This is a genomic window from Actinomadura formosensis NBRC 14204, from assembly GCF_001552155.1.
Taxonomy (GTDB): domain Bacteria; phylum Actinomycetota; class Actinomycetes; order Streptosporangiales; family Streptosporangiaceae; genus Spirillospora; species Spirillospora formosensis.
In genome coordinates, this window is sequence record NZ_BCQQ01000079.1 from 1 (window position 1) to 23,771 (window position 23,771).

Genomic DNA, 23,771 nt, shown 5'->3' on the forward strand with positions numbered 1-23,771 from the left:
GCGGCGAAGGACCGCCACCCGGCCCTGTCCGCCGCCCTCTGGCACGCGGCTCCCGACCCCGACCACTCGGACAGCACCATCGGGGACGTCCTGACCCATGCCGCCGCACGGTGGGGGGATCGGACGGCACTTGTCGAAGGTGTCGTGGGGGAGCATGGGCGGCGTTGGACCTTCGACGAACTGCTGGAGGAGTCCATCCGCGTCGCCCGGGCCCTGCTCCGGCGATTCAGTCCCGGTGAGCGCCTGGCGGTGTGGGCCGGAAACGGCCCGGAGTGGATTCACCTCGAATTCGGTGCCGCGCTCGCGGGATTGACCCTGGTCACGGTGAATCCCGCCTTCCGGCAGGCCGAACTGGCGTATGTGCTGGAGCAGTCCCGCGCGTCGGGCATCGTCGTGCAACCGCGGTACCGATCGACCGAATTGCTGCCGATGGCCGATGCCGCGCGGGCCGGCACCCAGGTGCGCGAGGTGATCTCTCTCGGGGACTGGGACGAATTCCGGGCCGCTGAGAGCAGCGCGCGCGACGGCCTGCCGTATGTCGCGCCGGAGGACCCCGCTCAGATCCAATACACCTCGGGGACCACCGGGCGGCCGAAGGGAGCACTGCTCAGTCACCGTGGGCTCGCCGCCAACGGACGGCGGTACGCGACCGTCATAGGCGCGCGTCCGGACGATGTGTGGATCAACCCGATGCCCCTGTTCCACACCGCGGGCTGCGGGCTGGTGACGCTCGGCGCCCTCCAGACCGGCGGCTGCCACGTGATCCCCGCCGGGTTCGACGCCGACCTCATGCTGGACCTGTTCGAAGCCGAGCGGGGCACCATCATGCTGAGCGTGCCGACCATGTTGATCCGCATGCTCGAACGGCGGGCGGACCGGCCGCGCGATGTGTCGAGCTGGCGGCTGACCACGCTCGGGGGCGCACCCGTACCGCTCGATCTGGTCCTGCGCGCCCAGCGTGAGCTCGGGGTCGAGGTCGGCATCGGGTACGGCCAGACAGAGGCGTCGCCGTACATCACGCACACCGCCGGCGGGGATCAGGATGCGGAGACGCTGGCCACCGTGGGGCGGCCGCTGCCCGGAACCGAGGTCAAAATCATCAGCCTCGGCTCCGGTGAGGTGGCCGGGGTCGGCGAACTCGGTGAGATATGCACCCGCGGCATCTGCGTGATGACCGAGTACTTCGACAACGCCGCGGCGACCGCCGAGGCCATCGACGCCGGCGGCTGGCTGCACACCGGCGATCTGGGGACCATGGACGCGTCGGGGCTCGTCAGCGTCCAGGGCCGGCTCAAGGACATGATCATCCGCGGTGGCGAGAACATCTTCCCGCGCGAGATCGAGGACGTCCTCTACACCCACCCCGGAATCAGCCTGGTGACGGTGATCGGACTGCCGGACGCCGAATGGGGCGAAACCGTGGCCGCATTCGTGGTGGCGGCCGGCGGGGCACGGCTCACCGAGGACGAACTCGATGCCTTCTGCCGCGCCCGGCTGGCCTCCTACAAGGTTCCGCGCAGCTGGCACTTCCGGAGCGAGCTGCCGCAGACCGCGTCCGGGAAGATCCAGAAGGTGGTGCTCCGGGAGAAGTACCTGGCGGGCTAGCCCGCGAGGCGGCCGCGCAGCAGGTCCATGAGGGTCGCCTGGACGTCGGCGAACGACCGTCCGGGCTGGAGGGCGCGCCAGTCGAGCGCGACCGTCAGCACCATCCCGAACACGGCGGACGCGGCGGTGCCCGTGTCGAGGTCGGAGCGCAGGTCCCCGGCGGCGACCGCGTCGCGCAGCACGTCCGCGACGACCCCGATGGCGCGTTCCCGGATCAGCCGGGCGGTGTGCTGCCAGTCGCCGCCGGACCGCCATGTCTCGGCGATCAGCAGCCGGGCGAACGACTCGTGCTCGCCGATGTAGGCCAGTTCGGCGGCGACGACGGCCTCCAGCGCGTCCAGCGGGGCCCGGCCGGCCGCCGCGTCGCGCAGCGCGGTCGCGAGCCGGTCGACCCCGTACTCCAGCAGCGCCGCGAACAGCGCGGCCTTGCTGCCGAAGTTGTAGTAGACGGTGCCCTTGGCGACCCCGGCCCGCTCGGCGATCTGGTCGACGGTGGTCGCGGCGAGCCCGCTCTCGGCGATCAGCTCGATCGCCGCGGTGAACAGCCTCTCCCGGGTCGCGCTGCGGGCCACGTCCGCTCCTCCTAGAGTTTCAGCGCCGGATGCAGCCGCTTCATCGTCCACACCCGGTTGTGCCGGACGGCCAGGGCGGTGAGCGCGAGCTCGCCGGCCAGGAAGGCGACCAGCACCGCACAACCCTGCCACACCGCCGTCATCTCCCCGCCGCTGATCAGGTGCCGGACGCCGTCCACCACCCACGACATCGGCAGATACGGCCGGATCGCCTGGAAGAAGCCGGGGCTCGTCTCGATCGGGTAGGTGCCCGCCGCCGAGGTGAGCTGCAGCATCAGCAGGGCCAGCGCGAGGATCCGGCCGATCGCCCCGAACCGGGCGTTCACCCACTGGATCACGGCGAGGAACGCGGCCTGCGGGCGGCCTTCTCGACCGTGCGGGCGTCGGCCGCGAGCTCGCGCAGGTCGCCGGTGTGCTCGCGGACGTAGCCGTCCACCTGCTTCGCGACCGTGACGACCTGCGCGGCGGCGCGGGTGAGGTCCTGCCGGACGCTCGCCGGGACCTCCGGGTGCGCGGCGAGGTAGGTCTCCAGCTCGGCCTGCGCGTCCTCGGCCCGCTCGACGGCGGCGCCGGTCTGGGCGGGGAGCCGCCCGGCGCCGCCGGCGAGGGCGTCCGCGCCCCGCGCGACCACGAGCGCGGCCCGCCGGATCTCCGGGGCGTTCTCGCGCAGGAGCGGGACGAGCGTGTCGCTCGCCCGATCGACGGCCGTGGTGAGCTGCCGCATTCCGGCCGCGACCTGGGCGGTTCCGTCGCGCAGCTCGCCCAGCCCGGCCGTCAGCTCACCGCTGCCGGAGCGGGCCTGGTCGATGCCGCCCTTGAGCCTGCCCGCGCCGTCCGCCGCCTCGCCCGCGCCTTCGGCGAGCCTGCCCGCCCCGTCCGCCGCCCGGCCGGAGCCCTCGGCGAGCTTGCCGGCGCCGTCCGCCGCGTCGCCCAGCTCGCCGTGCAGCTTGCCGAACGACAGGAATATCTGGTCGAAGTAGCCGTGCACGGCCTCGCTGCCGGCGGCGGCGCTGATCTCCTTGAACGCGGCCTGGGCGAGCGTCCCCACGACATAGTTGTTCGCGTCGTTCAGCTGGAGCCGCAGCCCGGCGGGCGCGGGGACGCCGTCCTTGGACGGCGAGGCGATCCGGGCGCTGAAGTCGGACGGGATCGTCAGCGACATGTAGTACTCGCCCGACCGGACCCCGCCGGTGGCCTTGCCGGCCGGCACGGTCCGCCAGTCGAACACCCTGCGCTTCTTCAGTTCGTCCGCGAGGTCGGCCCCGGCGTGGACGGTCCTGCCGTTCGCCTTGACGGGCTCGTCCTGGACGACCAGCGCGACCGGAACATGCTGGAGCCGGGCGTAGGGGTCCCAGAACGACCAGAGGTAGAGCCCCGCGTACAGCAGCGGGAGCAGTACGAGCCCGACGACCGCGATGCGGGTCAGCCGGTTGCGCTGGAAGCGGCGCAGTTCCAGGCCGCCCGGCGTCAACGCGGGAAGTCTCATGGGGGGATCTCCTGGCTGACTGGCTAAAGGGAAAGGCCGTGCGTGGCCAGGCCCTCGGCGGGCGCCGGGTCATGGCAGGTGGCGACGATGGTGACCCCGGTGGCCGCGATCTCGGCGAGCCGCCGCCACAGCGCCCGCTGCCGGCCGGCGTCCAGGCCCTCGTCGACGTCGTCGAGCAGCAGCAGGCCCGGCTCGCCGACCAGGCCGAGCGCGGCCCCGAGCAACTGCTCCTCCGCGGGCGCGAGTTCCGCGGCGAGCGTCCTCGGATCGAGATCGAGGCCGGCCCGCTCCAGGGCGCGGCGCCTGCGTGCCTCCCGCCCCCGGAACCTGCCGAAGACGCCCTCGCGCAGCGCGAGCGCCTCGTTCAGGTGCTCGCGGACGGTCAGTGCCGGATCGAGCTCGGCCACCCCCGGGACGATGCCGAGCGCCGCCACTTGCTGGATCTCCGCGAGCCCGGTGAATCCGCCGACCGCGACCGTGCCCTCGGCGGGCCGCATGCGTCCGCCGAGGGTGAGGAGCAGCGCGGTCCGCCCGGTCCCCGCGATGCCGCTGACGGCGACCAGCGCGCCGCCCGCAACGTCGAGCTCGACCTCGCGGAACACCCATCCGCGGGCCCCGCGCACGCCGAGGCCCCGCGCCCGTACGCTCGCGCCCCGCGACGCCCCGGAAGGAGCCTTTCCCGGTGCCGGCGGCTTCGCCGCGGACGGGGAAGGCGGGCCCGCGGCTCCGGGACGGCCCCCGCCAGTCCCGGAGCCGGCCCGGCCGGGTCCGGAGACGGCCGCGGCGGTCCCCCCGGCCGCGGCGGCCGTCCCCGGAGTCTGCTGCTCGGGGGTCATCGCGATCCTTCGGGAGAAATTTGAACTGACTGGTCAGTGCAAATCTAGCTCCGCCGAAGCCGCGAACCCGCCGAGACGGTGACATCGGACACGTGACCGCCACATCCCAGGTCACACGGGTTCGGCACAGTGACTTCGGTCACATCGCCGCGCCGGTGTGCGGCGGGTGCGCTCGCCGCGGCCGGCAGCGCCACCGGGCCGGGCCGCCGGGCCGCCGCACCCTCACCGGGTGAGATCATTTTCCGGCGGTACGCGACGACGAGAGGCCGGTGAACCGTGGAACCACTGCGTCCGGAGGATCCTGTCGAGATCGGCGGCTACCCCCTGCTGGGACGCCTCGGCGCGGGCGGCATGGGGCAGGTCTACCTCGGGGTCACCGGCGCCGGGCGGCACATCGCCCTCAAGGTGATCCGCGAGGACTTCGAGGGGCCGCAGGCGCTCGCCCGGTTCCGGCGGGAAGTCGCGACCGTCGAGCGGGTGCGCAGCCGGTTCGCCGCCGCGATGGTCGGCGCCGGGCTGGACGCGCCGCCGTACTGGCTGGCCACCGAGTACGTCCCCGGCCCGACGCTCCGGCAGGCCGTCGCCCGGTCCGGGCCGCTTCCCGCCGGCACCTGCCTCCGGCTGCTCACCGCGCTGGCACAGGGGCTGCTGGAGATCCACCGGCAGGGCGTCCAGCACCGCGACCTCAAACCGGGCAACGTGATCCTCGCCCCGGACGGGCCCCGGCTGATCGACTTCGGCATCGCGCGCGGCGAGGACCAGACGCAGATCACCCAGACGGGGGCGTGGAACGGCACCCCCGGCTACGTCGCGCCCGAGGCCGTCCGCGAGCAGCAGCCCGTTCCCGCGTCGGACGTGTTCTCCCTCGCCGGCACGGTCGCCTACGCCGCCACGGGGCGCCCGCCGTTCGGCGGCGGCCGCCTGGAGGCCATCATCCACCGCACCCTCACCGGCGAGATCGACCTGGACGGGGTCGACCCGCGGCTCGCCGGGCTCGTCCGGCAGTGCGCCGAGAAGGAGGCGGAGGCCCGGATCACGCTGGAGCGGCTGCTCGAACACGCCGCGGACTCGGTCCCCCTCGCCGCGGACCCGGCCTACCGGCGGCTGGTCGGCGTCCCGCAGCCGGTGCCCGCCGGCGTCGCGGACGCGGTCGCGTCCGGTCTCGTCCCGCTGGAGCGCACCAGGACCGTGCCCGGCGGGGCGCGCGGACGGTCGCGCGCCGCCGTCATCGCGGCGGGCGCCGGGGTGGCCGCCGTCGTCCTGGCCACCGCCGTCGTGGTGCGGGTCGCCCTCAACGACGACGACCCGGGCGGCGCGCTCGGCGCCACCGGCTCGCCCGGCTCTACCGGCGGGAACGGCACCCGAGGCGGCCAGGGCGCGAACGGCGGCTCGTCCGCGACGCCGGGCGGCGCGCAGGCCGGGCGGACTCCCGGCCCTGACGGCCGCCCGCCGGACGTGATCCTGGTGAAGGAGCCCACCGCGAGCTTCCGCGAAGTGGCGTACTCCGAGAAGGATTTCACCTGCCTGCCCGCGGTCCGCCCCGAAGACCAGAAGCTCGCCGGCCAGTTGCAGGTCTCGGCGCCGCGCCGGCCGTACACGGGGAAATCCGTCCGGCTCGGCATGCGGTTCAAGTGGGAGAGCCCGTCCGGCTACTACCTGGCCGCCCAGGTCCGGCCGCCGGGGCCGTACGGCAGCGCCGGGCCCGGCTGGGTGCAGAGCAAACCGCATCTGTACCCGCCGGGCTCCGGTGGGCTGGACCTCACCTTCCCGGCCGACTTCAGGTGGGACGGCTCGGGCGCCGGGGCCGCCACGGAGCTGCGGTCGGGCGTCTGGACGGTCGTCTGGATGCACGTCCACCCGAACGGCGACGCGTACTACATGGGCTGCGACGGTTTCACGGTCGCGTGATCAGCGGACGGCGATGACCGCCGAGCCATGGCCGAAGAGGCCCTGGTTGACGGCGATGCCGGCCCGCGCGCCCTCGACCTGGCGGCCTTCGGCCCGGCCGCGCAGCTGCCAGGTCAGCTCGCACACCTGCGCGATCGCCTGCGCCGGGATCGCCTCGCCGAAGGACGCGAGCCCGCCGCTCGGGTTGACCGGGACGCGCCCGCCGAGCGCGGTGGCGCCGGATCGCAGCAGCTCCTCGGCGCCGCCCCGCTCGCACAGGCCGATGTCCTCGTACCAGTCGAGTTCGAGGGCCGTGGACAGGTCGTACACCTCGGCGAGCGACAGGTCCTCGGGGCCGAGGCCCGCCTCCTCGTAGGCGGCGTGCGCGATCGCGGAGCGGAACGGACGTTCGGGTTCCGGCACCGCCATCGCCGAATCGGTCGCGAAGTCGGGCAGGTCCACGACGGTCTTCGGGAACGTCGGCGTCACCGTCGAGATCGCCGGGATGCGCACCGGGTCGGCGGCGCCGTGCCGCCGCGCGAACTCCATCGACGTCAGGACGAGCGCGGCGCCGCCGTCGCTGGTCGCGCAGATGTCCAGCAGCCGCAGCGGGTCGGCGACCACGGCGGACTCCCGCACATCCGCCAGGGTCACCTCCTTGCGGTACCGGGCGTACGGGTTCGACAGCCCGTGCCGCGCGTTCTTCACCTTCACGGCGGCGAAGTCGTCCAGCGTCGCCCCGTACATGGCCATGCGGCGGCGCGCGTACAGGGCGAAGTAGATCGGGTTGGTCGCGCCCAGGAGGCGGAACCGCAGCCAGTCGGGATCGTCCGGCCGGTCACCGCCGACGGGTTTGAAGAACCCCTTCGGCGCGGCGTCGGCGCCCACGACCAGCGCGACATCGCACAGCCCCGCGAGGATCTGCGCGCGTGCCGTGTTGATGGCCTGCGCCCCGGAGGCACACGCCGCGTAGCAGCTCGACACCCGTGCGCCCGACCAGCCGAGCGCCTGCGCGAACGTCGCGCCCGCGATGAACCCCGGATACCCGTTCCGGATGGTGTCGGCGCCCGACACGTACTGGACGTCCGTCCAGGAGAGCCCGGCGTCGGCGAGCGCCGCCCGCGCCGCCGCGAGCCCGTACTCGACGAAGTTGCGTCCCCACTTGCCCCACGGGTGCATCCCCGCCCCGAGAACAGCGATCTCGCGCGTCATCGCACGGGCCTCCACATCCAGACCGTGTATTCGGCTTCGTCGTCTTCGTAGAGGGTGCCTTCGGTCAGTTCGACCTCCATGCCGACCTCCAGGTCGTCGACGGTGTGGCCGGGGGCGACCTGGCCGAGGACGACCATGCGTTCGGCCTCCAGTTCGACGGCGGCGACCGCGTAGGGGACGAACGGGTCGGGGGAGACGTACGGGGGCGGCGGCTTGTAGCGGGAGTCGGCGTACGACCAGATGCGCCCGCGCCCGGACAGGGCGTACGGCTCCAGCTCCGAGCCGTCCTTCGGTCCCGTGCATACGGGGTTGCGGCACGCCAGCTCGTTGCGCGGGAAGTACGGTGTTCCGCACGACGAGCAGCGGGTGCCCAGCAGCCGGACGTCGCCGTCCGCGGTGGTGAACCAGCCCTCGACGGCGGGACGACGCTCCTTGGTCGTGGTCACGCGGCCCCTCCTCGTGTCGTCTCGGCGCAGCGTAACAACCAAACGATCGTTAGAAAGAATGCGGGTCCGATGAGCGGGACGGCCGTTGCCCGGGGCAGCTAACTGACTCGTCAGTCACTTCGCTACAGTGAACCGAGTCGGATTCTGCCCATGCCGCCCACAGGGGTGCGAGCAGGTAGGGAGCGTGCGGATGCGGACTGGTCTTGAGGGAAGGACGGCCCTGATCACCGGGGCGTCGCGGGGCATCGGGAAGGCGATCGCGATGGCGTTCGCCGCCGAGGGCGCCAATGTGGTGATCTCGTCCCGCAGGCAGGAGGCGCTCGACGAGGTCGCGAAGGAGATCGGCGCGGCGCACCCCGGGGCGGGCGTGCTGGCGAAGGCGGCGCACGTGGGGGACGCCGAGCAGGCCGCCGCGTGCGTGGACGCGGCCGCCGCCGAGTTCGGCCGCCTCGACATCCTGGTCAACAACGCCGGGACGAACCCCTACTTCGGCCCGATGGCCGACATCGAGCCCGCCGCCGCCGCGAAGATCGTCGAGATCAACCAGTTCGCGGTCGTCCAGTGGACGCGGCTCGCGCTGCGCGCGTCGCTCGCCGAGCACGGCGGCACCATCATCAACATCGCGTCGGTCGGCGGCCTGGTCACCGAGCACGGCATCGGCTACTACAACGCCTCGAAGGCCGCGGTGATCCACCTGAGCCGGCAGTTCGCGATGGAGCTGGCGCCCAGGGTGCGGGTGAACTGCATCGCGCCCGGCCTGGTCAAGACGCACCTCGCCCGCGCGCTGTGGGAGAACAACGAGGCGGAGATCAGCAAGTACATGCCGCTCGGCCGCATCGGCGAGCCCGAGGACATCGCGAACGCGGCCGTGTTCCTCGCGGGCGACGCCTCGTCCTGGATGACGGGGCAGACCCTCGTCGTGGACGGCGGCGCCACCATCCGCCCGTCGATCGCCTAGGAGGCCGCATGTCACGCTGGGGACTGACCATCCCGCTGGCCGGGCTGCCGCTGGCCGAGCACCGCGAGATCGTCGCCGGGCTGTCCGGGCTCGGCTACACCGACGCCTGGTCCGCCGAGACGAACGGGACCGACGCGTTCACCCCGCTGGCGCTCGCCTCCCAATGGGGCCCGGAACTGCGGCTCGGCCCCGCGATCGTGCCGGTCTACACGCGCGGGCCCGCGCTGCTCGCCCAGCACGCCGCGACGCTCGCCGGCCTCGCGCCCGGACGCTTCGTGCTCGGCATCGGCACCTCCTCCGACACGATCGTGGAGCGCTGGAACGCGATCCCGTTCCAGGAGCCGTACAAGCGCGTCCGTGACACGCTGCGGTTCCTGCGCAAGGCGCTCGCGGGGGAGAAGGTGAAGGAGGAGTACGACACCTTCGCCGTCAAGGGCTTCAAGCTGGACAACGCGCCCGCGACGCCGCCGCCGATCGTCCTCGCGGCGCTGCGCCCCGGCATGCTGCGGCTCGCCGCGCGGGAGGCCGACGGCGCGATCACGAACTGGCTGGCGCCGAAGGACGTCCGGACGGTCCGCGGCGCGCTGGGCGACGAGCCCGAGCTGATCGCGCGGCTGTTCGTCTGCCCGACGGCCGACGCGCGGGAGGCCCGCGCGATCGGCCGCTGGATGATCGCCGCGTACCTGACGGTCCCGGTCTACCGGGCCTTCCACGAGTGGCTCGGACGCGGCGAGGCGCTGCGCCCGATGAACGAGGCGTGGGCGGCCGGCGACCGGAAGAAGGCACTGGAGGTCATCCCGGACGAGGTCGTCGACGACCTGATCGTGCACGGTCCGCCCGAGGTGTGCCGGGCCCGCGTCCGCGAGTACGTGGACAGCGGGCTCACCACGCCCGTCCTCGCCATCGTGCCCGGTGGCGGTCTCTCGCAGGCGGCGGCGGTGCGGGCGCTGGCCCCGAACGCGGACTGACACCTCGCGGTCACGTCTCGATGTTTGCCCGTCCGGCGAGCGGGGAGGGTGGGGCAGATCCGACACGCTAACGACAGAGACGTGAGGAGCTGATCGTGCTCACCCTGACCGACGGTGCCGTGCAGGTCATACGCACTGTGACCGCGAACCCGGAGCTTCCGCCCGAGACCGGCATCCGCATCGAGTCCGGGCTCGACGGCTCGGACGCCCTGCGGCTCTCGGTCGCCCCCGCGCCCGAGGCCGGCGACCAGATCGTCGAGGAGGAGGGCGCCAAGGTGTACCTGGAGCCCACGGTCGCCGAGATGCTCGACGACAAAACCCTCGACGCGCAGGTCGACCCGCAGGGCGACGTGGCGTTCACCATCGCCGAGGGGACCGGAGGGATCCCCACCTGACGTGAGGGACGAAGCCGGGGCGCGCCGACCGGGCCGCCCCGGCTTCGGCGTTCCGGACCTCGGTGCATGGCCGTGACGGGGCCGTGACGGTGTCAGCGCATGGCCATGACGACGGCGACCACGGCGAACACGAACGCCGCCGCGGTGAGGATCATGAAGGCGCCGATCACCGCGCAGGCCACGCCGCGCGGCTGGTCGCGCCAGGTTCCGCGGCGTTCGCGCACCCGCCGGTCCGGTTCTTCCCGGGACGGCCGTCCCCCCTCCGGGGGGTCGGGCGAGGGCGGGGTCGTCACGCCCGCCAGTCTGGCAGACCGCTCACTTGGGGAAGGACGGATGCGGGCCGGGGACGATGGGCCGGGGTGGTCGATGGGCCGCGGTGGCCGCCGTGAAAAAATCGTCGGATGCGTCTCACCAAGCTCGGGCACGCATGTGTCCAGATCACCAGGGACGACCGCACGATCCTCATCGACCCCGGCACGTTCAGCGAGGCGTCCGGCGCGCTCGCCACCGCCGACGCGGTCCTGATCACCCACGAGCACTTCGACCACTTCGACGCCGACGCGCTCCGCGCCGCGATGGCCGCCCGCCCGGCCCTGGAGGTGTGGACGTCCCGCGCCGTCGCCGGGAACCTCGCCGACCTCGGCGGGCGCGTCCACCAGGTCGGACACGGCGACGCCGTCACCATCGCCGGCTTCGACGTCCACGTCTACGGCGAGGACCACGAGCTCATGCACCCCGACCTGCCGCCCGTCCCGAACGTCGGCTTCCTCGTGGACGGCGAAGTCTTCCACCCGGGCGACGCGCTGACCGTCCCGTCCGAGCCCGTCCCGACGCTGTGCCTGCCCGGCAACGCCCCCTGGATGCGCGCGCTCGACCTCTACACCTACACGCGCGAAGTCCGCCCAGAACGCGCCTTCGCCATCCACGACGGTCTCCTCAACGACATCGGCCTGAGCGTCATGGAGCGAGTCCTGACGAGCGCGGGCGAAGAACTGGGCAGGGAATTCCGCCGCCTGACCCCCGGTACCTCAGTAGAGCTGGCCACGAAGTGAACCGATCCCCCCAGCACGCTGCTCCAGAGGCCGGGACCGCGGTACCGCCGGCGGCCGAGCCGCTGGACGGGGAGGGGCGCGTCGCCACTCCCCGCTCCATTCAGGCCGTGTTCTTCGACATCGGGGAAACCCTCATCAGCGAAGGCGAGATCTACGGGCGCTGGGCCGATTGGCTGGGTGTGCCCAGGCACACGTTCCTCACCAAGCTGGGCGCGCTGCTCGCGACCGGCGGCGACCACATGGACGTCTTGGAGTACTTCCGTCCGGGGTTCGACCTGGCCGAGGAGGAGCGGCGCCGCGCGGAGGCGGGCGTGCCGAACGGGTTCGGGCCGCAGGACCTGTATCCGGACGCGCGGGCGTGCCTGTCCGGACTGCGCGACCAGGGGCTCTACGTCGGGATCGCGGGCAACCAGCCGGTCGAGGCGGCCGCGCAGATGGCGGCGCTCGGCCTGGACGCGGACGTGGTCGGCATCTCCGACGTGTGGGGCGTCCGCAAGCCGTCCCACGAGTTCTTCGAGCGCTGCGCCCAGCTCGCGGACGCGCTGCCCGAGCACGTCCTGTACGTGGGGGACCGCATCGACAACGACATCCGGCCCGCGCTGGAGTTCGGGATGCGGGTGGCCTTCCTGCGCCGCGGTCCCTGGGGGCACATCCAGGAGGACGACGACGCGCTCCGCGACTGCCTGTTCGTCCTGGACGACCTGGCCGGCCTCCCCAATCTCGTCGCCGAGCACAACGGCCCCTAAGGGACGACCCCTAATCCCACGGTATGGGGAAAGGACAGGACCAATGGCGGATGTGAGGTGCTCTGTCCGGTTTGTAGCGTGAGGAACGTGGCCGCGGGAACCCGCGGCCGTGTTCACCGCCCGACGAATCGGGGAGAGAGGATCCCATGAACGGCCTTTACCGTCCGCGTGATGACCGGGTCATCGCGGGTGTCTGCGCCGGCCTCGCGCGCCGGTTCGGCATGACCCCGTGGACCGTCCGGCTCCTGTTCCTGCTGTCGTGCCTGCTCCCGGGGCCACAGTTCGTCGTCTACCTGGTGCTGTGGGTCATGATGCCGAACGAGGACCGCCACATGGCGGGGGTCCGCTAGCTCAAGATCACCGATTGTGCTCGACCGGGCCCGCCCTTGGGTGTTAGATCGGGGCACTACCATCGGACCTTTTCGCCGTCCGGGTCGCGGGGGACCGCGGGGGACGCAGGGGTCCGCCCCGCCGTGGGAAGGGAAGGAGCCGCGGTGCCTGACGAGGCCCGGGGTCCCGGCCGGCCCGGCCGGCCCGACGACGGAGCCGCCGCGCGCGAGGCCGAGCACGCGGCCCGGCTGCTGGGGTACCTGCGCGACCTGGCGCGGGCCCGGCGGCGCCCGTCCCGGGACCTGGCCGACCACGACCACGTCCACTGGCTGGCCGATCTGCCCGGCGACGTCTACGTGGAGGCGGACGCCGGGCCCGGCGACGTCCTGTTCAGCGTCCCCGTCATCCCGCTCACGCCGCCCGTCGTGCTGGACGAGTTCGACGGGTGGCTCGCCCTCCGCAACTGGTACCGCATCCTGCGGGAGCTGTCCGGGCAGGAGGCCGTGCTGGCGACGGGCCTGCTGTCGTGGCGTCCGGCGGTCCACGACCATCTGCTGAGCACGCCCGTCCGGATCGTGGTGGACGACCGGACCGAGCGCATCGACGTCGTCCTCACCGGGCACACGAGCCTGCGCGACCGCGAACTGCTGTCCGGGCATCCGGGGTTCCGGCCCGCCCCCTGGCTCGCGGACGCGGTGCAGGCCGGGCAGGCGTTCGGGCTGAACCCCTCGGTCGGGGACGTTCTGCGCAAATGGAGCCAGGCCGCGCTCACCGGCCCCGCCGACTACCGCGAGGACTGGGCGCCCGACACCGACACCTCCGCATCCAGCCCGCGCATCCGGCTCGCGCCCGCCCTCGTCGTCCGCCCGCCGGGCCGTGCCGCCACCGCCGACCATCACGCGAGGCTGCTGACCCTGCTGCCGCACGGTGTCCCGGACGGCCTGGCACGGCTCGTGTCACCGTCCAGGAAACCGCAGGTCATGCACATTCCGGAGCGGACGCCGGACACCGTCCCCGACCTGCTCGCCGGGCTCCTCGCCCGCGGGCACCGGGTGCTCGTCGCCACCTCCGGCCCGGCCGCGTCCGCCGCGCTCCGCGCCGCCCTCCCGCGCGGCCTGGCCACCCTGACGGCCATCGACCCGCCCACGGCGGCCCGGGTCCTGGAGGCGATCCGCGCCGCCGGAACCCCCGACCTGACCGCGCCGACCGAGCGGGAGAAGGCCGCCGCCGAGCGCGTCGCCGACCTCACCGCACGCCTGCGCGCGGGCGCCGAGCAGCCCGAACGCCCACCCGACCGGCGCGCCGAGCCGCCCGAACTGTCGTGGCTGCCCGTCCGCCCGGACCTGCCGCCGGCTCCGCCGATCTCCCGCTCCGAGGCCGCGGAACTCGTCGTCCTCCTCGCCGAGGAGAGCCCGGAACGCAAGGCCCGCGCCAAGCAGCGGGACGTCGACCCGGGCGCGCTGCCGAGCGCCGCCTACGTCCACACCCTGATCGACGCGGAGGCCGCCGCCGCCGAACGGGCCGAACGCTCCAAGACGCTCCTGTCCGAGCGGCTGCTCGACAGCGACGCCACCCTCCTCGCCCGCCTGGACGGCGACGCGTCCATCGTCGCCGCCGCGCTCCACGACCTCGGCCTGGACGGCCATCCGGGCGGCTGGAACCCCGCCGACCTCGCCGTCCGCGCGTTCAGCGACGCCCTCGCCGAACGCCGTCCGCTCATCTGGTCGCGCGTCGCGGAGATGACGTCCCGCGCCCGATGGGCCGAACGCGCCCTCACCGAACTCGGCGCCCACCGCATCGAACTGCCCGCCGACGCCGACCTGCGCGGCATGGCCGCCGCCGCCCAGGACCTTCGCGCCTACCTGGCCGACGGCGGCACCCTGAAACGCGGACCCCTCCGCCCCGCCGCCCAGCGCCAGGCCGAATCCCTCCTCGCCACCGTGACCGTGGACGGGGCCGTGCCCACCACGCCCGACCTGCTCGGCGTCCTCCACACCGACCTCATGGTGCGGATCACCTGCCGGGAACTCCAGTACGTGTGGGAGGCCGCCGGCATCTCCTTCCCCGCGGACCTCCCGCCCGCCGAACGCGTCGCCCGGTTCGTCCGCGCCCACGCCCGCCTCGCCCGCATCGGCGAGGCGATGCGCGCCGTCGACTCGACGCGCCAGATCCTCGGCCGGCACGGTATCGGCGTCCCGCTCGGCCACCCCGTCCAGTGGCACGCCTACGCCGCCGCCCTCCGCAGCGCCCTGGAGAGCCTCGGTGTCGGCCGCGCCACCGCCGACCTCGACGCCCTCCGCGATTCGATCGGCCCGGCCGGCGACGACGACCCCTCCGAACTGCGCGCCGCCGTGGCCGCCATCGACGCCCGCGACGCCGCCGCCTACGGCCGTGCCCTCGGCGCCCTGGCCGAGGCCCGCCGCGAACGCTCCCTGCAGATCCGCTGCGAGGAACTCCTCGCCCGTGTCCGCGCCGTCCACCCGGACCTCGCCAACCTCATGGTCGCCACCGACGGCGACGAGTCCTGGCACGCCCGCACCCGCCACTGGGACGACGCCTGGGCCTGGGCCCGCCGCGCCGCCACCGCGGCCGCCCCGCCCCCGGCCGACCGCCTGCGCGCCGAACTGGCCGCCGCCGAGGAGGAACTGCGCGCCGCCCGCGCCGACCTCACCACCGCCCGAGCCTGGACGACCGCCGCCGTCCTCGCCGACGTCCCCGCCTGGATCCTCCCGCTCTGGCGCATCCCGGACGCCCTTCCGCCGGCCCCGGACTCGTTCGACGTCGTCATCGTGGACGGCGAGCACGGGGCCGGCGCCGAGGCCCTCTTCATCCTGTGGCAGGCACCCCGGGCCATCTTGGTCGGCCCGGCCGGCCCGGAACTCCCGCCCCCCGAGGGCCCGCCCCCCACCACCCGGCTCCCGGCCCACCTGCACGAGGCGATAACACCCACGGCCTCCCTTTTCGCGGCCCTGACCGGTCCTGCCGCGGACCACGACCGCCCTTCGGACAAACCGGCCCCAAGCTCACCTCGCCCCGCCCAGCCGCGTCCGGAAGCGCCCGGTCCGGGCACCCCGGACGAGGAAGCGGACACTCCCGGCCCGGTGAGCCGCGAGCCGCGCGTCCCCAAACCGGCTACAGGCGCGGTGCAGCCGCAGCCCCCCGGGCCCGGCAGCCCGGGGGAGGACGCCTCCGGCCGCGGGCCGCGGATTCCGGATCGGCGGCCGGGTGTCCCGCCTCGGCGGCTGGACGCCCCCCATATCCCCGGCTGGGAGCCGGGCGGGTCACCTCCCCGCCCCGGCGCCGGCGGGAACGGGGCCGGGGGTGAGCCGCCTGCGGCGCCCCGGCGTCCGGGAAGCGGCGAGCAGGGGGAGCGTGGCCCGGCGCAGAGAACGGGAGCCGCGAACGTTCCGCCGCGCAGGCTGGACGCGCCGCGGCTTGAGCCGCGCGGCCCCGAAGCGGGGCGGGAGACGCCGCCCGGGCGTGCGGAGGCGGGTCCGCCGCCACGGCGGCTGGACGCCGGGGGACAGGACCCGCGCCGTCCCGAAGCGGAGCGCAGGCCACCGGCCGCGCAGCCGGACATCCCCGCCGTCTGGGGCAGGCCCGGCTCCCGGCCGGAGCCGCCGCCCTCGCCCGAACCGGACGAGGCGCCACCCCGGCCCGAACCGGAGGAGGCGCCGGCGGGACCCGAACCGGAGGAGGCGCCGGCGGGGCCCGCGAAGGTCCGGCGCGGCCAGTCGATCGTCGGCTACAAGCGGTCCGAGCTCGTGGAGATCGTCGGGCACATCGCCGAGCGCGAGCCGGACCTCACCGACGAGCAGCTCATCGAGCTGGTCGCGCGCCTTCTCGGCTGCCCGGAGGACGAGGCCCTCCTCGTCGGTGCCCGGCTCCGCTACGCCGTGACGGCGTACCGGGAACAGCCCGAGTAACGGTCACCCGGCGGACTCGCGGTGTGCCCGATGGGCTTCATCGACCACAAGCGGGGCCCTGGCCCCGCGTCCTCGCCGCTCTCGGTCCGCTCTCACCGCGGTCCGCACCCGTCGGAGAGTGCGGGGAGAGTGCGGCGAGAGATCGCGTTCTTAGCATCCGTCCCAGCCATGACGCGAGTCACATCGGATGGGAGGAGCCAGCGATGTCGGGACTTCACGGCACGCGGGCGACGGTCGTCGGCGCCGGGCCTGTCGCCTGCCTGGTAGCGATCGAACTGCGTGAACGCGGGTTCGAGGTGAGTCTCTACGAGCGCGGACCGGACATCCGCCAGGTAACGGGAGTCCGCGGCCACTCGTTCAACCTGACCCTGACCAAGCGCGGCCTCGACTCACTGGAGCCGGATCTGGTCGAGCTGCTCTACCGCAACGGCATCCCGCTGCCGCAGCGGGTGATCCACCATGCCGACGGCTCGATCTCCTACCAGCCCTACAGCGTCGATCCCGACCACCACCTCCTGTCGATCCCGCGCGTCCTGCTGCACCGGGCGCTGCTGGACGAGGCCGAGCGCCGCGGCGCCCGGCTGTTCTTCCGGCACGAGTGCGTGGCGGCGGACCCGGTCACCGGCGGCGCCATGTTCGTGGCCGGCGGCGCGAGCCTCACCCGGACCGAGGCGGACCTGCTCATCGGCTGCGACGGGGCCAACAGCACCGTACGGCACGAGATGTCGCGGCGCGGGGCCCGGATGCGGCTCTCCCAGGAGTACGTGCACGACGGCTTCGTGGAGATCCTGGTGCCCGCCGCGCCCGGCGGCGGGCACTGCCTGCTGGAGCGGCTGCGCGACCCGACGCGCCCGGAAAGCCTGCGCCACGGGCTGCACGTGTGGCCACGCGGGGAGTTCATGCTGCTCGCCCAGCCCAACATCGACGGCACGTACACCGCGGGACTGTGGATGCCCTGGGAACCGGGGGACCGCACGCACCCGTGCTGGGACATGCTGCGTACGCCGGCCGACGTGCACGCGCTGTTCCGCGAGCACTTCGCCGACCTGGCGGACCTGGCGCCGTCCTACGCCGATGACGTGCTCAAGGCCCCGCCGGCCCCGCTCAAGACCGTCCGCTGCGGCCCGTACCACCATGGCCGGGCGGTACTGTTCGGCGATTCCGCGCACACGCTGGTGCCGTTCTTCGGACAGGGCATCAACTGCAGCTTCGAGGACGTCCGCACGTTCTTCGCCATTCTCGACCGCAACCTGGCCGACCGGGAACCGGAGGAGGCGGTCGCGGCGACGCTGCCCGAGTACACCGAGCGGCGCCGGCCCGCGGGCGAGACCATCGCCGACCTGTCGCTGGCGATGGCCGCCGAGCTCAAACAGCACAGCGACGACGCCGCCTTCCACGCGCGCAAGCGGCTGGAAAAGCGCCTGCACCAACGACACCCGGACCTGTACGTGCCGCTGTACCAGGCCATCGCGTTCACCGGCACGCCCTACCACGAGGTGGTGGCCAGGCACGAGCGCCACCGTGCGGTGCTCGACGACCTGTGCCGCCGGTACGACCCGGCCACCCAGGAGGAGCTGATCGTCGCTCAGTACGCCGCGGCGGTCGGCGCGGACGCCCCGGGCGACGACGCTCGCGGGTGTACGGGCGCGCAGGCCGCGGGGGCCGGCGGCGAGCTGGAGCTGTCCCCGGCCGAGCAGCGGGACCTGCTGGAGGCGGTTTCGGCGCGGCTCGCCGACTACCACGAGGAGCTGGCCAAACGGAACTTTCCCGCCTCCTACCCCGGTGCCCGCTCCGCCTCCGGCGGCGTTCCGGACCTGACGCGGCGGCTGCCGCCGCGTACCGGGACGCCGCTGGAGGCGCTGCTGGACGAGGTGTTCGAGGAGGCCATGCCCAGCGGCATGATGCACGCCCACCCCGGGTTCCTGGCGCACGTGCCCTCGGGCGGGCTGTTCCAGGCCGCCGTCGGGGAGTTCGTGACGCGCAGCCTCAACCGGTTCGCCGGGGCGTGGGCCGCCGCACCCGGGTTCGCCCGCATCGAGGCCGACGTGATCGGCTGGTTCTGCTCGGCCCTGGGGTACGGCGAGGGGTCCTTCGGCTACCTCACCACCGGCGGCTCGATCGCGAACTTCATGGCGCTGCGCTGCGCCCTGGAACGGGTGCCCGAAGGACGCCGGCACGAGGCCACGGTGTACGTGTCCGAGCAGGGGCACTTCTCGGTGAGCAAGGCGGCGCGGCTGGCGGGGATCGCCTCGTCGCGGGTGCGCGCGGTCCCCACCGACGGCGCGTACCGCATGGACATGCGGCGGCTGCGCGAGATGCTCGCGCGTGACCTGCGGGAGGGCGCGCCGCCCGGGTGCGTGGTCGCCACCGCGGGGACCACCAACACCGGCGCGGTCGACGACCTGCGCGCGGCGGCGCGGCTGTGCCGCGAGCACGGAGTCTGGCTGCACGTCGACGCCTGCTTCGGCGGCTTCTTCCGGCTCACCGGGCGCGGCCGGGCGCTGCTGGCGGGCATCGAGGCCGCCGACTCGATCGCGGTCGACGCGCACAAGTCGCTGTTCCTGCCGCACGGCAGCTCGGCGCTGCTCGTACGGGACAAGGCCGCGCTCAAGGCGGCGTTCGCCGTCCCCGCCGCGGCCTACATCCCGGAGCTGTCCGACGACGAGGAGCGGGCCGACTTCATGGACTACGGCCCGGAGGTGACCCGGGAGTTCCGCGGCCTGACCGCCTGGCTGCCCATCCGCATGCACGGCATCGAGGCGTTCGAACGGTGCCTGGACCGCCGGATGGAGCTGGCCGACGAGCTGGCCGCGCGGCTGGCGGCGGTGGACGGGGTGGAGGTGGTCCCGCGCGGCGCACCGCACCTGCCGACCGTGGCGTTCCGAATACGCGCCGAGGACCCGGCCGAGGCCGACCTGAACACCGAACGGCTGTGCGAACGGATCTGCGCACGCGGCAACGTCTACGTGGCCACGACGACGCTGCCCCGTGAGGGACGGGTGGTGCGCGCCTGCATCATGCATCACCGGACCGACGAGTTGGTGATCGACCAGTTCATGGTGGAAGTGCAGTGGGCCCTGCGGGGGCTCGGCATGGAGGTCGGGAAACGATGACGACCACGACCGCGCGGCGGCTCCCCCCGGGCCCGGACTCCCCGGCGGCGCAGCAGCTGGCCGCCTTCGAACGCGACCCGTTCGGCTGCGTCGAGGAGATGAGGCGCCGCTACGGCGACCTGTTCACCCTGCGGCTCGGCGGGCTGGGCAACGAGGACCTGGTGGACGTGGAGCACAACGGCGCGTGGGTCTTCCTGACCCGCCCGCACCAGTTGCGGGTCATGTACGGCTCGGACGGCTCCACCAGCGGCGCGCTGGCGAACAAGCTGTTCTTCGGCACCGAGGAGGAGTCCGTCGGCTACATCGACGGCGCCCTGCACCGGCGCCGGCGGGCGCAACTCCATCCGGCCTTCAGCGGCGGCCGCGACTACGCCGCCATCGTCGCCGCGGCCGTGGACGACCACGTCGCTCGCTGGCCGCGCGGGAAGACGCTCGACCTGTTCCGGGCGTTGCAGGCGCTCACCGGCGACATCATCGTCGAGGTCGTCTGCGGGGCGATGGCCCCCGCCGACAAGGCGGAGCTGTCGCGGCTGCTTCCGCCGATGGAGGACGCCACCAACGGACGCGAGGAGATCCTCGCCGCCGACCGGGTCATCCGGGAGTTCGTCGACCGGCGGCTGCCCGGCCACCTGGAGCGATGCACCGAGCAGGGACGCGAGGACGTGTTCGCCGCGCTGCTGCGGCACGCCGCCGAGGGCGACGAGGCCCTGACCGACGAGGTCGTGCGGGACGAGGTGTTCAGCCTGCTCTACACCGGGTTCTCCACCACCGCCAACACCCTGGCGTGGACGTTCCTGCACGTGCTGCACGACGAGCGGGTGCGCGGGGAACTGGACCGCGAGCTCGGCGACCGGTTCCGGGCCCGGCCGCTGAACGCGGCCGGCTTCCGCGACCTGGACTACGCCGAGGCGACGATCACCGAGGCGCTGCGGCTGCACCCGGTGTCGGCGCTGAACGGCGTGCGGATGGTGACCGCGCCCCTGCCGCTCGACGGCCACCTGATCCCGCCGGGCACGGTCCTGGTGCACTGCGCACACCTGCTTCAACGCGATCCGGCCTGCTACCCGGACCCGCTGGTGTTCCGGCCGGAGCGGTTCGCCGGCACCACGGCCGACCCGTACCTCTTCGGCGCCTTCGGCGGCGGCGCGCGCACCTGCGTCGGCCGCGGCTACGCGCGGGCGGTGATGCGGATGATTCTGGCCCTCGTCCTGTCCTCGGTGAACCTGGAAGCGGTCGAACAGATCCCGCCCGCCGGCCGGCAGGGCATCTTCATGGCCCCGGCGCGGACGCTCTGCCGGGTGGAGGAGCGGTGACCATGCCGCACATGCGCCCGGCGACCACCGCCGACCCCGTCCCGGGGCGGGTCAAGGCCGATGAGCTGGCACGGCGGTACCGGATGGTGCCGGTGTACCGGGAGTTCCCGGCCGACACGCTGACCCCGGTCACGGCCTTCGCCCGGCTCTGCGGCCCTGGCGACACCGGGTTCCTGCTGGAGAGCGTTCCCATCGGCGGTGACGTGGGCCGCTACTCCTACCTGGGCTACCGCCCCAGGCCGGTGGAGCTGCCCGGCGGGGACCCGCTGCCGGTGCTGGCCCGCACGGCGGCCGAGCGGACGGCCCCGGTGGGCGGGCTGCCGCCCTTCCACGGCGGCGTCGTCGGCTACCTGGGCTGGGAGGCGGTGCGGCACTTCGAGCGGCTGCCCCGGGCCGCCGGCCCCGCGCCGGGCGTGCCCGAGTCGGCGTTCCTGGCCGCCGAGGACCTGGTGGTGTTCGACCACGCGACCCGCACCCTGGTGCTGCTGACGCTCTACCGGGGCGACCGCGAGTCCTACGACGACGCCCTGCGCAGGCTCGAGGAGATGCGGCGGCGGCTGCGGGCGGCTCCCCCCGCCGGCCTGCCGGGCGCGGCGCACCCGGCCCGGCCGGACGGCCCGGGGCGGGACGACGGGTGGACCTCCAACGTCACCCGGGAGGAGTTCGAGCGCCGGGTGCGGCGCGCGCAGGAGTACATCACCGCGGGTGATGCGTTCCAGATCGTGCTGTCGCAGCGGTTCACCCGGCCGCTGCGGGTGTCCCCGCTGCACATCTACGGGCACCTGCGGGCGGTCGACCCGTCGCCGTACATGTACCACGTGAGCCTGGGCGCGGGCCGCCATGTCATCGGAGCCTCCCCCGAACTGCTGATGCGCACCGACGGGCGCACCGTGCGGACCAGGCCGCTGACCGGGACCCGGGTGCGCGGCCCGGACCGGGCGGCCGACCTGGCCATGGAACGCGACCTGCTGGCCGGCGGCAAGGAACGCGCCGAACACGCGATGCTGGTCGATCTGGGCCGCAACAGCATCGGCAGGGTCTGCCGGCCGGGCACGGTACGGGTCGAGCGGCTGATGGAGGTCGAGCGGTTCCCGCACGTGATGCACCTGTCCTCGACGGTGGCGGGCGAGCTGGCCCCGGATGCGGGGGCGTTGGACGCGCTGCGGTCGGCGTTCCCCGCCGGCACGCACAGCGGCGTGCCCAAGAGCCGGGCCATGGGGATCATCGCCGAGCTGGAGGCCGACCGGCGCGGCGTCTACGGCGGGGCGCTGGGCCGCGTCGGGTTCGGCGACACCACCGACTTCGCCATCGGGCTGCGCACGGTCGTCATCGCCGACGGCCTCGTACATGTGCAGGCAGGCACGGGTGTGGTGGCCGGCTCCGACCCGACGGCGGAGTACCTGGAGACCCTGCACAAGGCCAACGCCATGTTCGCGGCCGTGTGCGGGGCCGAGGAGGCGTGCCCCGGCGCGGAAGGCGCGGCGTCGTGACCGCCCCGGCCGCCCGCCGGAGCGCCGCCGACGGCGGCCCACACCATCCGCCCCCGGGCTGGAGCCCGAACTCCTGGCGGGTGCGCCCCATCGCCCAGCAGCCCGGCTGGCCCGACCCGCGGCGGCTGCGCGAGGTACTGGAGGACCTCGCGCTGCTGCCGCCGCTCGTGCTGCCCGGCGAGATCGAGGACCTGCGGCACACCCTGGCCCGCGTCGCCGAGGGCCGCGCGTTCCTGCTGCAGGCCGGTGACTGCGCCGAGCGGTTCGCCTCCTGCACCGAGAGCGGCGTACGCGGCAGGCTGCGGGTCATCCTCCAGCTCGCCATCCTGCTCACCTACGGCTCCGGCCTGCCGGTGGTCAAGGTCGGCCGGATCGCGGGCCAGTTCGGCAAGCCGCGCAGCAGCCCGACCGAGGTGGTCGACGGCGTGGAACTGCCCGCCTTCCGTGGTGACAACGTCAACGACCCGGCCCCGACCCCGCAGGCCCGCACGCCCGATGCCGAACGCCTGCGCATGGCCTACCACCATGCGTCGGCGACGCTGAACGTACTGCGTGCGCTGACCAAGGAGGGATTCGCCGACCTCAACCGGGTGCACGCCTGGAACCAGGAGTTCGTCCGGCGCAGCCCGGCCGGGCAGCAGTACGAGGCCGCCGCGGCGGACATCGCCTGGGCGCTGCGCTTCATGGCCGCCTGCGGCGCGGACACGGCCCGGATGCAGGCGGTCCGCCAGGTGCAGCTCTACACCTCGCACGAGGCCCTGCTGCCCGCCTTCGAACAGGCGCTCACCCGCCGCGCCGAGGCCGCCGGCGCGTGGTACGGCACCAGCGCCCACATGCTGTGGGTGGGCGACCGCACCCGCGACGTCGACGGCGCGCACGTGGAGTACCTCTCCGGCCTGGGCAACCCGATCGGGGTGAAGGTCGGCCCGAGCCTCACCCCGGCGGACCTGCGCGTACTGTGCGATCGGCTGGACCCCGACCACATCCCGGGCAGGCTGGTGCTGATCTCCCGGCTGGGCGCCGACCGGATCACCGACCTGCTGCCGCCCCTGGTCCGGGAGGTCGCCGCGACCGGCCGCCCGGTGGTGTGGTCCTGCGACCCCATGCACGGCAACACCTTCCGCTCCGCCAGCGGCTACAAGACCCGCCGGCTGGCGGACATCATCCGCGAGATCGACGGCTTCTTCGCCGTCTGCGGCGCCGAGGGGGCCTTCCCCGGCGGCATCCACCTGGAGCTCACCGGCGACAACGTCACCGAGTGCCTCGGCGGAGCCGAAGAGATCCTCGACACCCACCTCTCCCGCCGCTACGAGACGGCCTGTGACCCCCGGCTCAACGCCGGCCAGTCCATCGAGCTCGCCTTTCACATAGCGGACCTGCTGCGGCGGCACCGGGCGAGCTGACCTCCGCGGGAAAGGGGAAGCGGGGTGCGGCCC

The 23,771-nt window shown here is 73.8% G+C and carries 20 protein-coding genes; 13 read left to right on the forward strand and 7 right to left on the reverse strand.

The features are described 5' to 3' along the window. Nucleotides 1–1,605, forward strand: a 1,605-nt coding sequence (locus tag AF1_RS20425) for an AMP-binding protein (protein ID WP_067801509.1), incomplete at its 5' end; no start/stop codon positions are given. Here the strand turns inward: AF1_RS20425 and AF1_RS20430 are convergent. The 4 genes from AF1_RS20430 to AF1_RS20445 are packed head-to-tail and all read right to left on the reverse strand — an operon-like array spanning nt 1,602 to nt 4,286. Further along, a complete protein-coding gene (locus tag AF1_RS20430; protein ID WP_131733058.1) occupies nt 1,602–2,177 on the reverse strand; it encodes a TetR/AcrR family transcriptional regulator in 576 nt (191 codons plus the stop codon). The two genes, AF1_RS20425 and AF1_RS20430, sit on opposite strands and share 4 nt — an antisense overlap. Nucleotides 2,178–2,188: 11 nt before the next feature. Further along, nucleotides 2,189–2,515 carry a YhgE/Pip family protein gene (locus tag AF1_RS34635; protein ID WP_067801513.1) on the reverse strand — a complete coding sequence of 109 codons (327 nt, stop codon included), beginning with the start codon at nt 2,513–2,515 and terminating at the stop codon, nt 2,189–2,191. Beyond that, nucleotides 2,512–3,663, reverse strand: coding sequence for a YhgE/Pip domain-containing protein (locus tag AF1_RS20440; RefSeq protein ID WP_131733057.1), 1,152 nt, complete (start codon nt 3,661–3,663; stop codon nt 2,512–2,514). The genes AF1_RS34635 and AF1_RS20440 overlap by 4 nt, the downstream gene beginning before the upstream one ends. Nucleotides 3,664–3,686: 23 nt before the next feature. Continuing rightward, the gene (locus AF1_RS20445) at nt 3,687–4,286 is read right to left on the reverse strand and encodes an ATP-binding cassette domain-containing protein (protein WP_067801517.1); all 600 of its coding nucleotides are present in this window, start codon (nt 4,284–4,286) and stop codon (nt 3,687–3,689) included. 489 nt (nt 4,287–4,775) lie between these two features. Here AF1_RS20445 and AF1_RS20450 point away from each other — a divergent pair, with 489 nt between their 5' ends. Next, complete coding sequence (locus AF1_RS20450) at nt 4,776–6,407, forward strand: serine/threonine protein kinase (protein ID WP_067801518.1); 1,632 nt, start codon at nt 4,776–4,778, stop codon at nt 6,405–6,407. On the opposite strand, the gene AF1_RS20455 is transcribed toward AF1_RS20450, so the two are convergent. Next, complete coding sequence (locus AF1_RS20455) at nt 6,408–7,598, reverse strand: lipid-transfer protein (protein ID WP_067801565.1); 1,191 nt, start codon at nt 7,596–7,598, stop codon at nt 6,408–6,410. After that, a complete protein-coding gene (locus tag AF1_RS20460) occupies nt 7,595–8,044 on the reverse strand; it encodes a Zn-ribbon domain-containing OB-fold protein (protein ID WP_067801521.1) in 450 nt (149 codons plus the stop codon). Before AF1_RS20460 ends, AF1_RS20455 begins: the two co-directional genes overlap by 4 nt. Nucleotides 8,045–8,234: 190 nt before the next feature. Between AF1_RS20460 and AF1_RS20465 the strand changes: the two genes are divergently transcribed. The 3 genes from AF1_RS20465 to AF1_RS20475 all read left to right on the forward strand — a co-directional run bounded on the left by AF1_RS20465 (nt 8,235) and on the right by AF1_RS20475 (nt 10,365). Further along, nucleotides 8,235–9,002 carry an SDR family oxidoreductase gene (locus AF1_RS20465; RefSeq protein ID WP_067801524.1) on the forward strand — a complete coding sequence of 256 codons (768 nt, stop codon included), beginning with the start codon at nt 8,235–8,237 and terminating at the stop codon, nt 9,000–9,002. An 8-nt stretch (nt 9,003–9,010) separates the two neighbouring features. Continuing rightward, entirely contained in the window at nt 9,011–9,970 is a 960-nt protein-coding gene (locus AF1_RS20470; RefSeq protein WP_067801527.1) for an LLM class F420-dependent oxidoreductase, read from the forward strand. Between the two features lie 95 nt (nt 9,971–10,065). Next, on the forward strand, nt 10,066–10,365 hold the full coding sequence (locus AF1_RS20475; protein WP_067801530.1) for a Fe-S cluster assembly protein HesB: 300 nt from the start codon (nt 10,066–10,068) through the stop codon (nt 10,363–10,365). 92 nt (nt 10,366–10,457) lie between these two features. On the opposite strand, the gene AF1_RS34640 is transcribed toward AF1_RS20475, so the two are convergent. Beyond that, on the reverse strand, nt 10,458–10,658 hold the full coding sequence (locus tag AF1_RS34640) for a hypothetical protein (protein WP_131732622.1): 201 nt from the start codon (nt 10,656–10,658) through the stop codon (nt 10,458–10,460). Nucleotides 10,659–10,766: 108 nt separating this feature from the next. On the opposite strand from AF1_RS34640, the gene AF1_RS20480 reads away from it, so the two are divergent. The 8 genes from AF1_RS20480 to AF1_RS20515 all read left to right on the forward strand — a co-directional run bounded on the left by AF1_RS20480 (nt 10,767) and on the right by AF1_RS20515 (nt 23,738). Continuing rightward, nucleotides 10,767–11,417, forward strand: coding sequence for an MBL fold metallo-hydrolase (locus tag AF1_RS20480; protein WP_067801533.1), 651 nt, complete (start codon nt 10,767–10,769; stop codon nt 11,415–11,417). Continuing rightward, the gene (locus AF1_RS20485) at nt 11,414–12,163 is read left to right on the forward strand and encodes an HAD family hydrolase (protein ID WP_242608805.1); all 750 of its coding nucleotides are present in this window, start codon (nt 11,414–11,416) and stop codon (nt 12,161–12,163) included. Before AF1_RS20480 ends, AF1_RS20485 begins: the two co-directional genes overlap by 4 nt. A 146-nt stretch (nt 12,164–12,309) precedes the next feature. Beyond that, on the forward strand, nt 12,310–12,513 hold the full coding sequence (locus AF1_RS20490; RefSeq protein WP_067801536.1) for a PspC domain-containing protein: 204 nt from the start codon (nt 12,310–12,312) through the stop codon (nt 12,511–12,513). 144 nt (nt 12,514–12,657) lie between these two features. Further along, nucleotides 12,658–16,419 carry a hypothetical protein gene (locus AF1_RS20495; protein ID WP_067801539.1) on the forward strand — a complete coding sequence of 1,254 codons (3,762 nt, stop codon included), beginning with the start codon at nt 12,658–12,660 and terminating at the stop codon, nt 16,417–16,419. Nucleotides 16,420–16,622: 203 nt separating this feature from the next. Further along, nucleotides 16,623–19,532, forward strand: coding sequence for an aminotransferase class V-fold PLP-dependent enzyme (locus tag AF1_RS20500; protein WP_067801543.1), 2,910 nt, complete (start codon nt 16,623–16,625; stop codon nt 19,530–19,532). Then, entirely contained in the window at nt 19,529–20,845 is a 1,317-nt protein-coding gene (locus AF1_RS20505; RefSeq protein ID WP_067801546.1) for a cytochrome P450, read from the forward strand. Before AF1_RS20500 ends, AF1_RS20505 begins: the two co-directional genes overlap by 4 nt. Before the next feature lie 2 nt (nt 20,846–20,847). Beyond that, nucleotides 20,848–22,335 carry an anthranilate synthase component I family protein gene (locus tag AF1_RS20510; protein WP_067801550.1) on the forward strand — a complete coding sequence of 496 codons (1,488 nt, stop codon included), beginning with the start codon at nt 20,848–20,850 and terminating at the stop codon, nt 22,333–22,335. Beyond that, nucleotides 22,332–23,738 (forward strand): class II 3-deoxy-7-phosphoheptulonate synthase, encoded by a 1,407-nt coding sequence (locus tag AF1_RS20515; RefSeq protein WP_067801571.1) that lies wholly within the window; start codon nt 22,332–22,334, stop codon nt 23,736–23,738. Before AF1_RS20510 ends, AF1_RS20515 begins: the two co-directional genes overlap by 4 nt. The last annotated feature ends 33 nt before the right edge of the window (nt 23,739–23,771 follow it).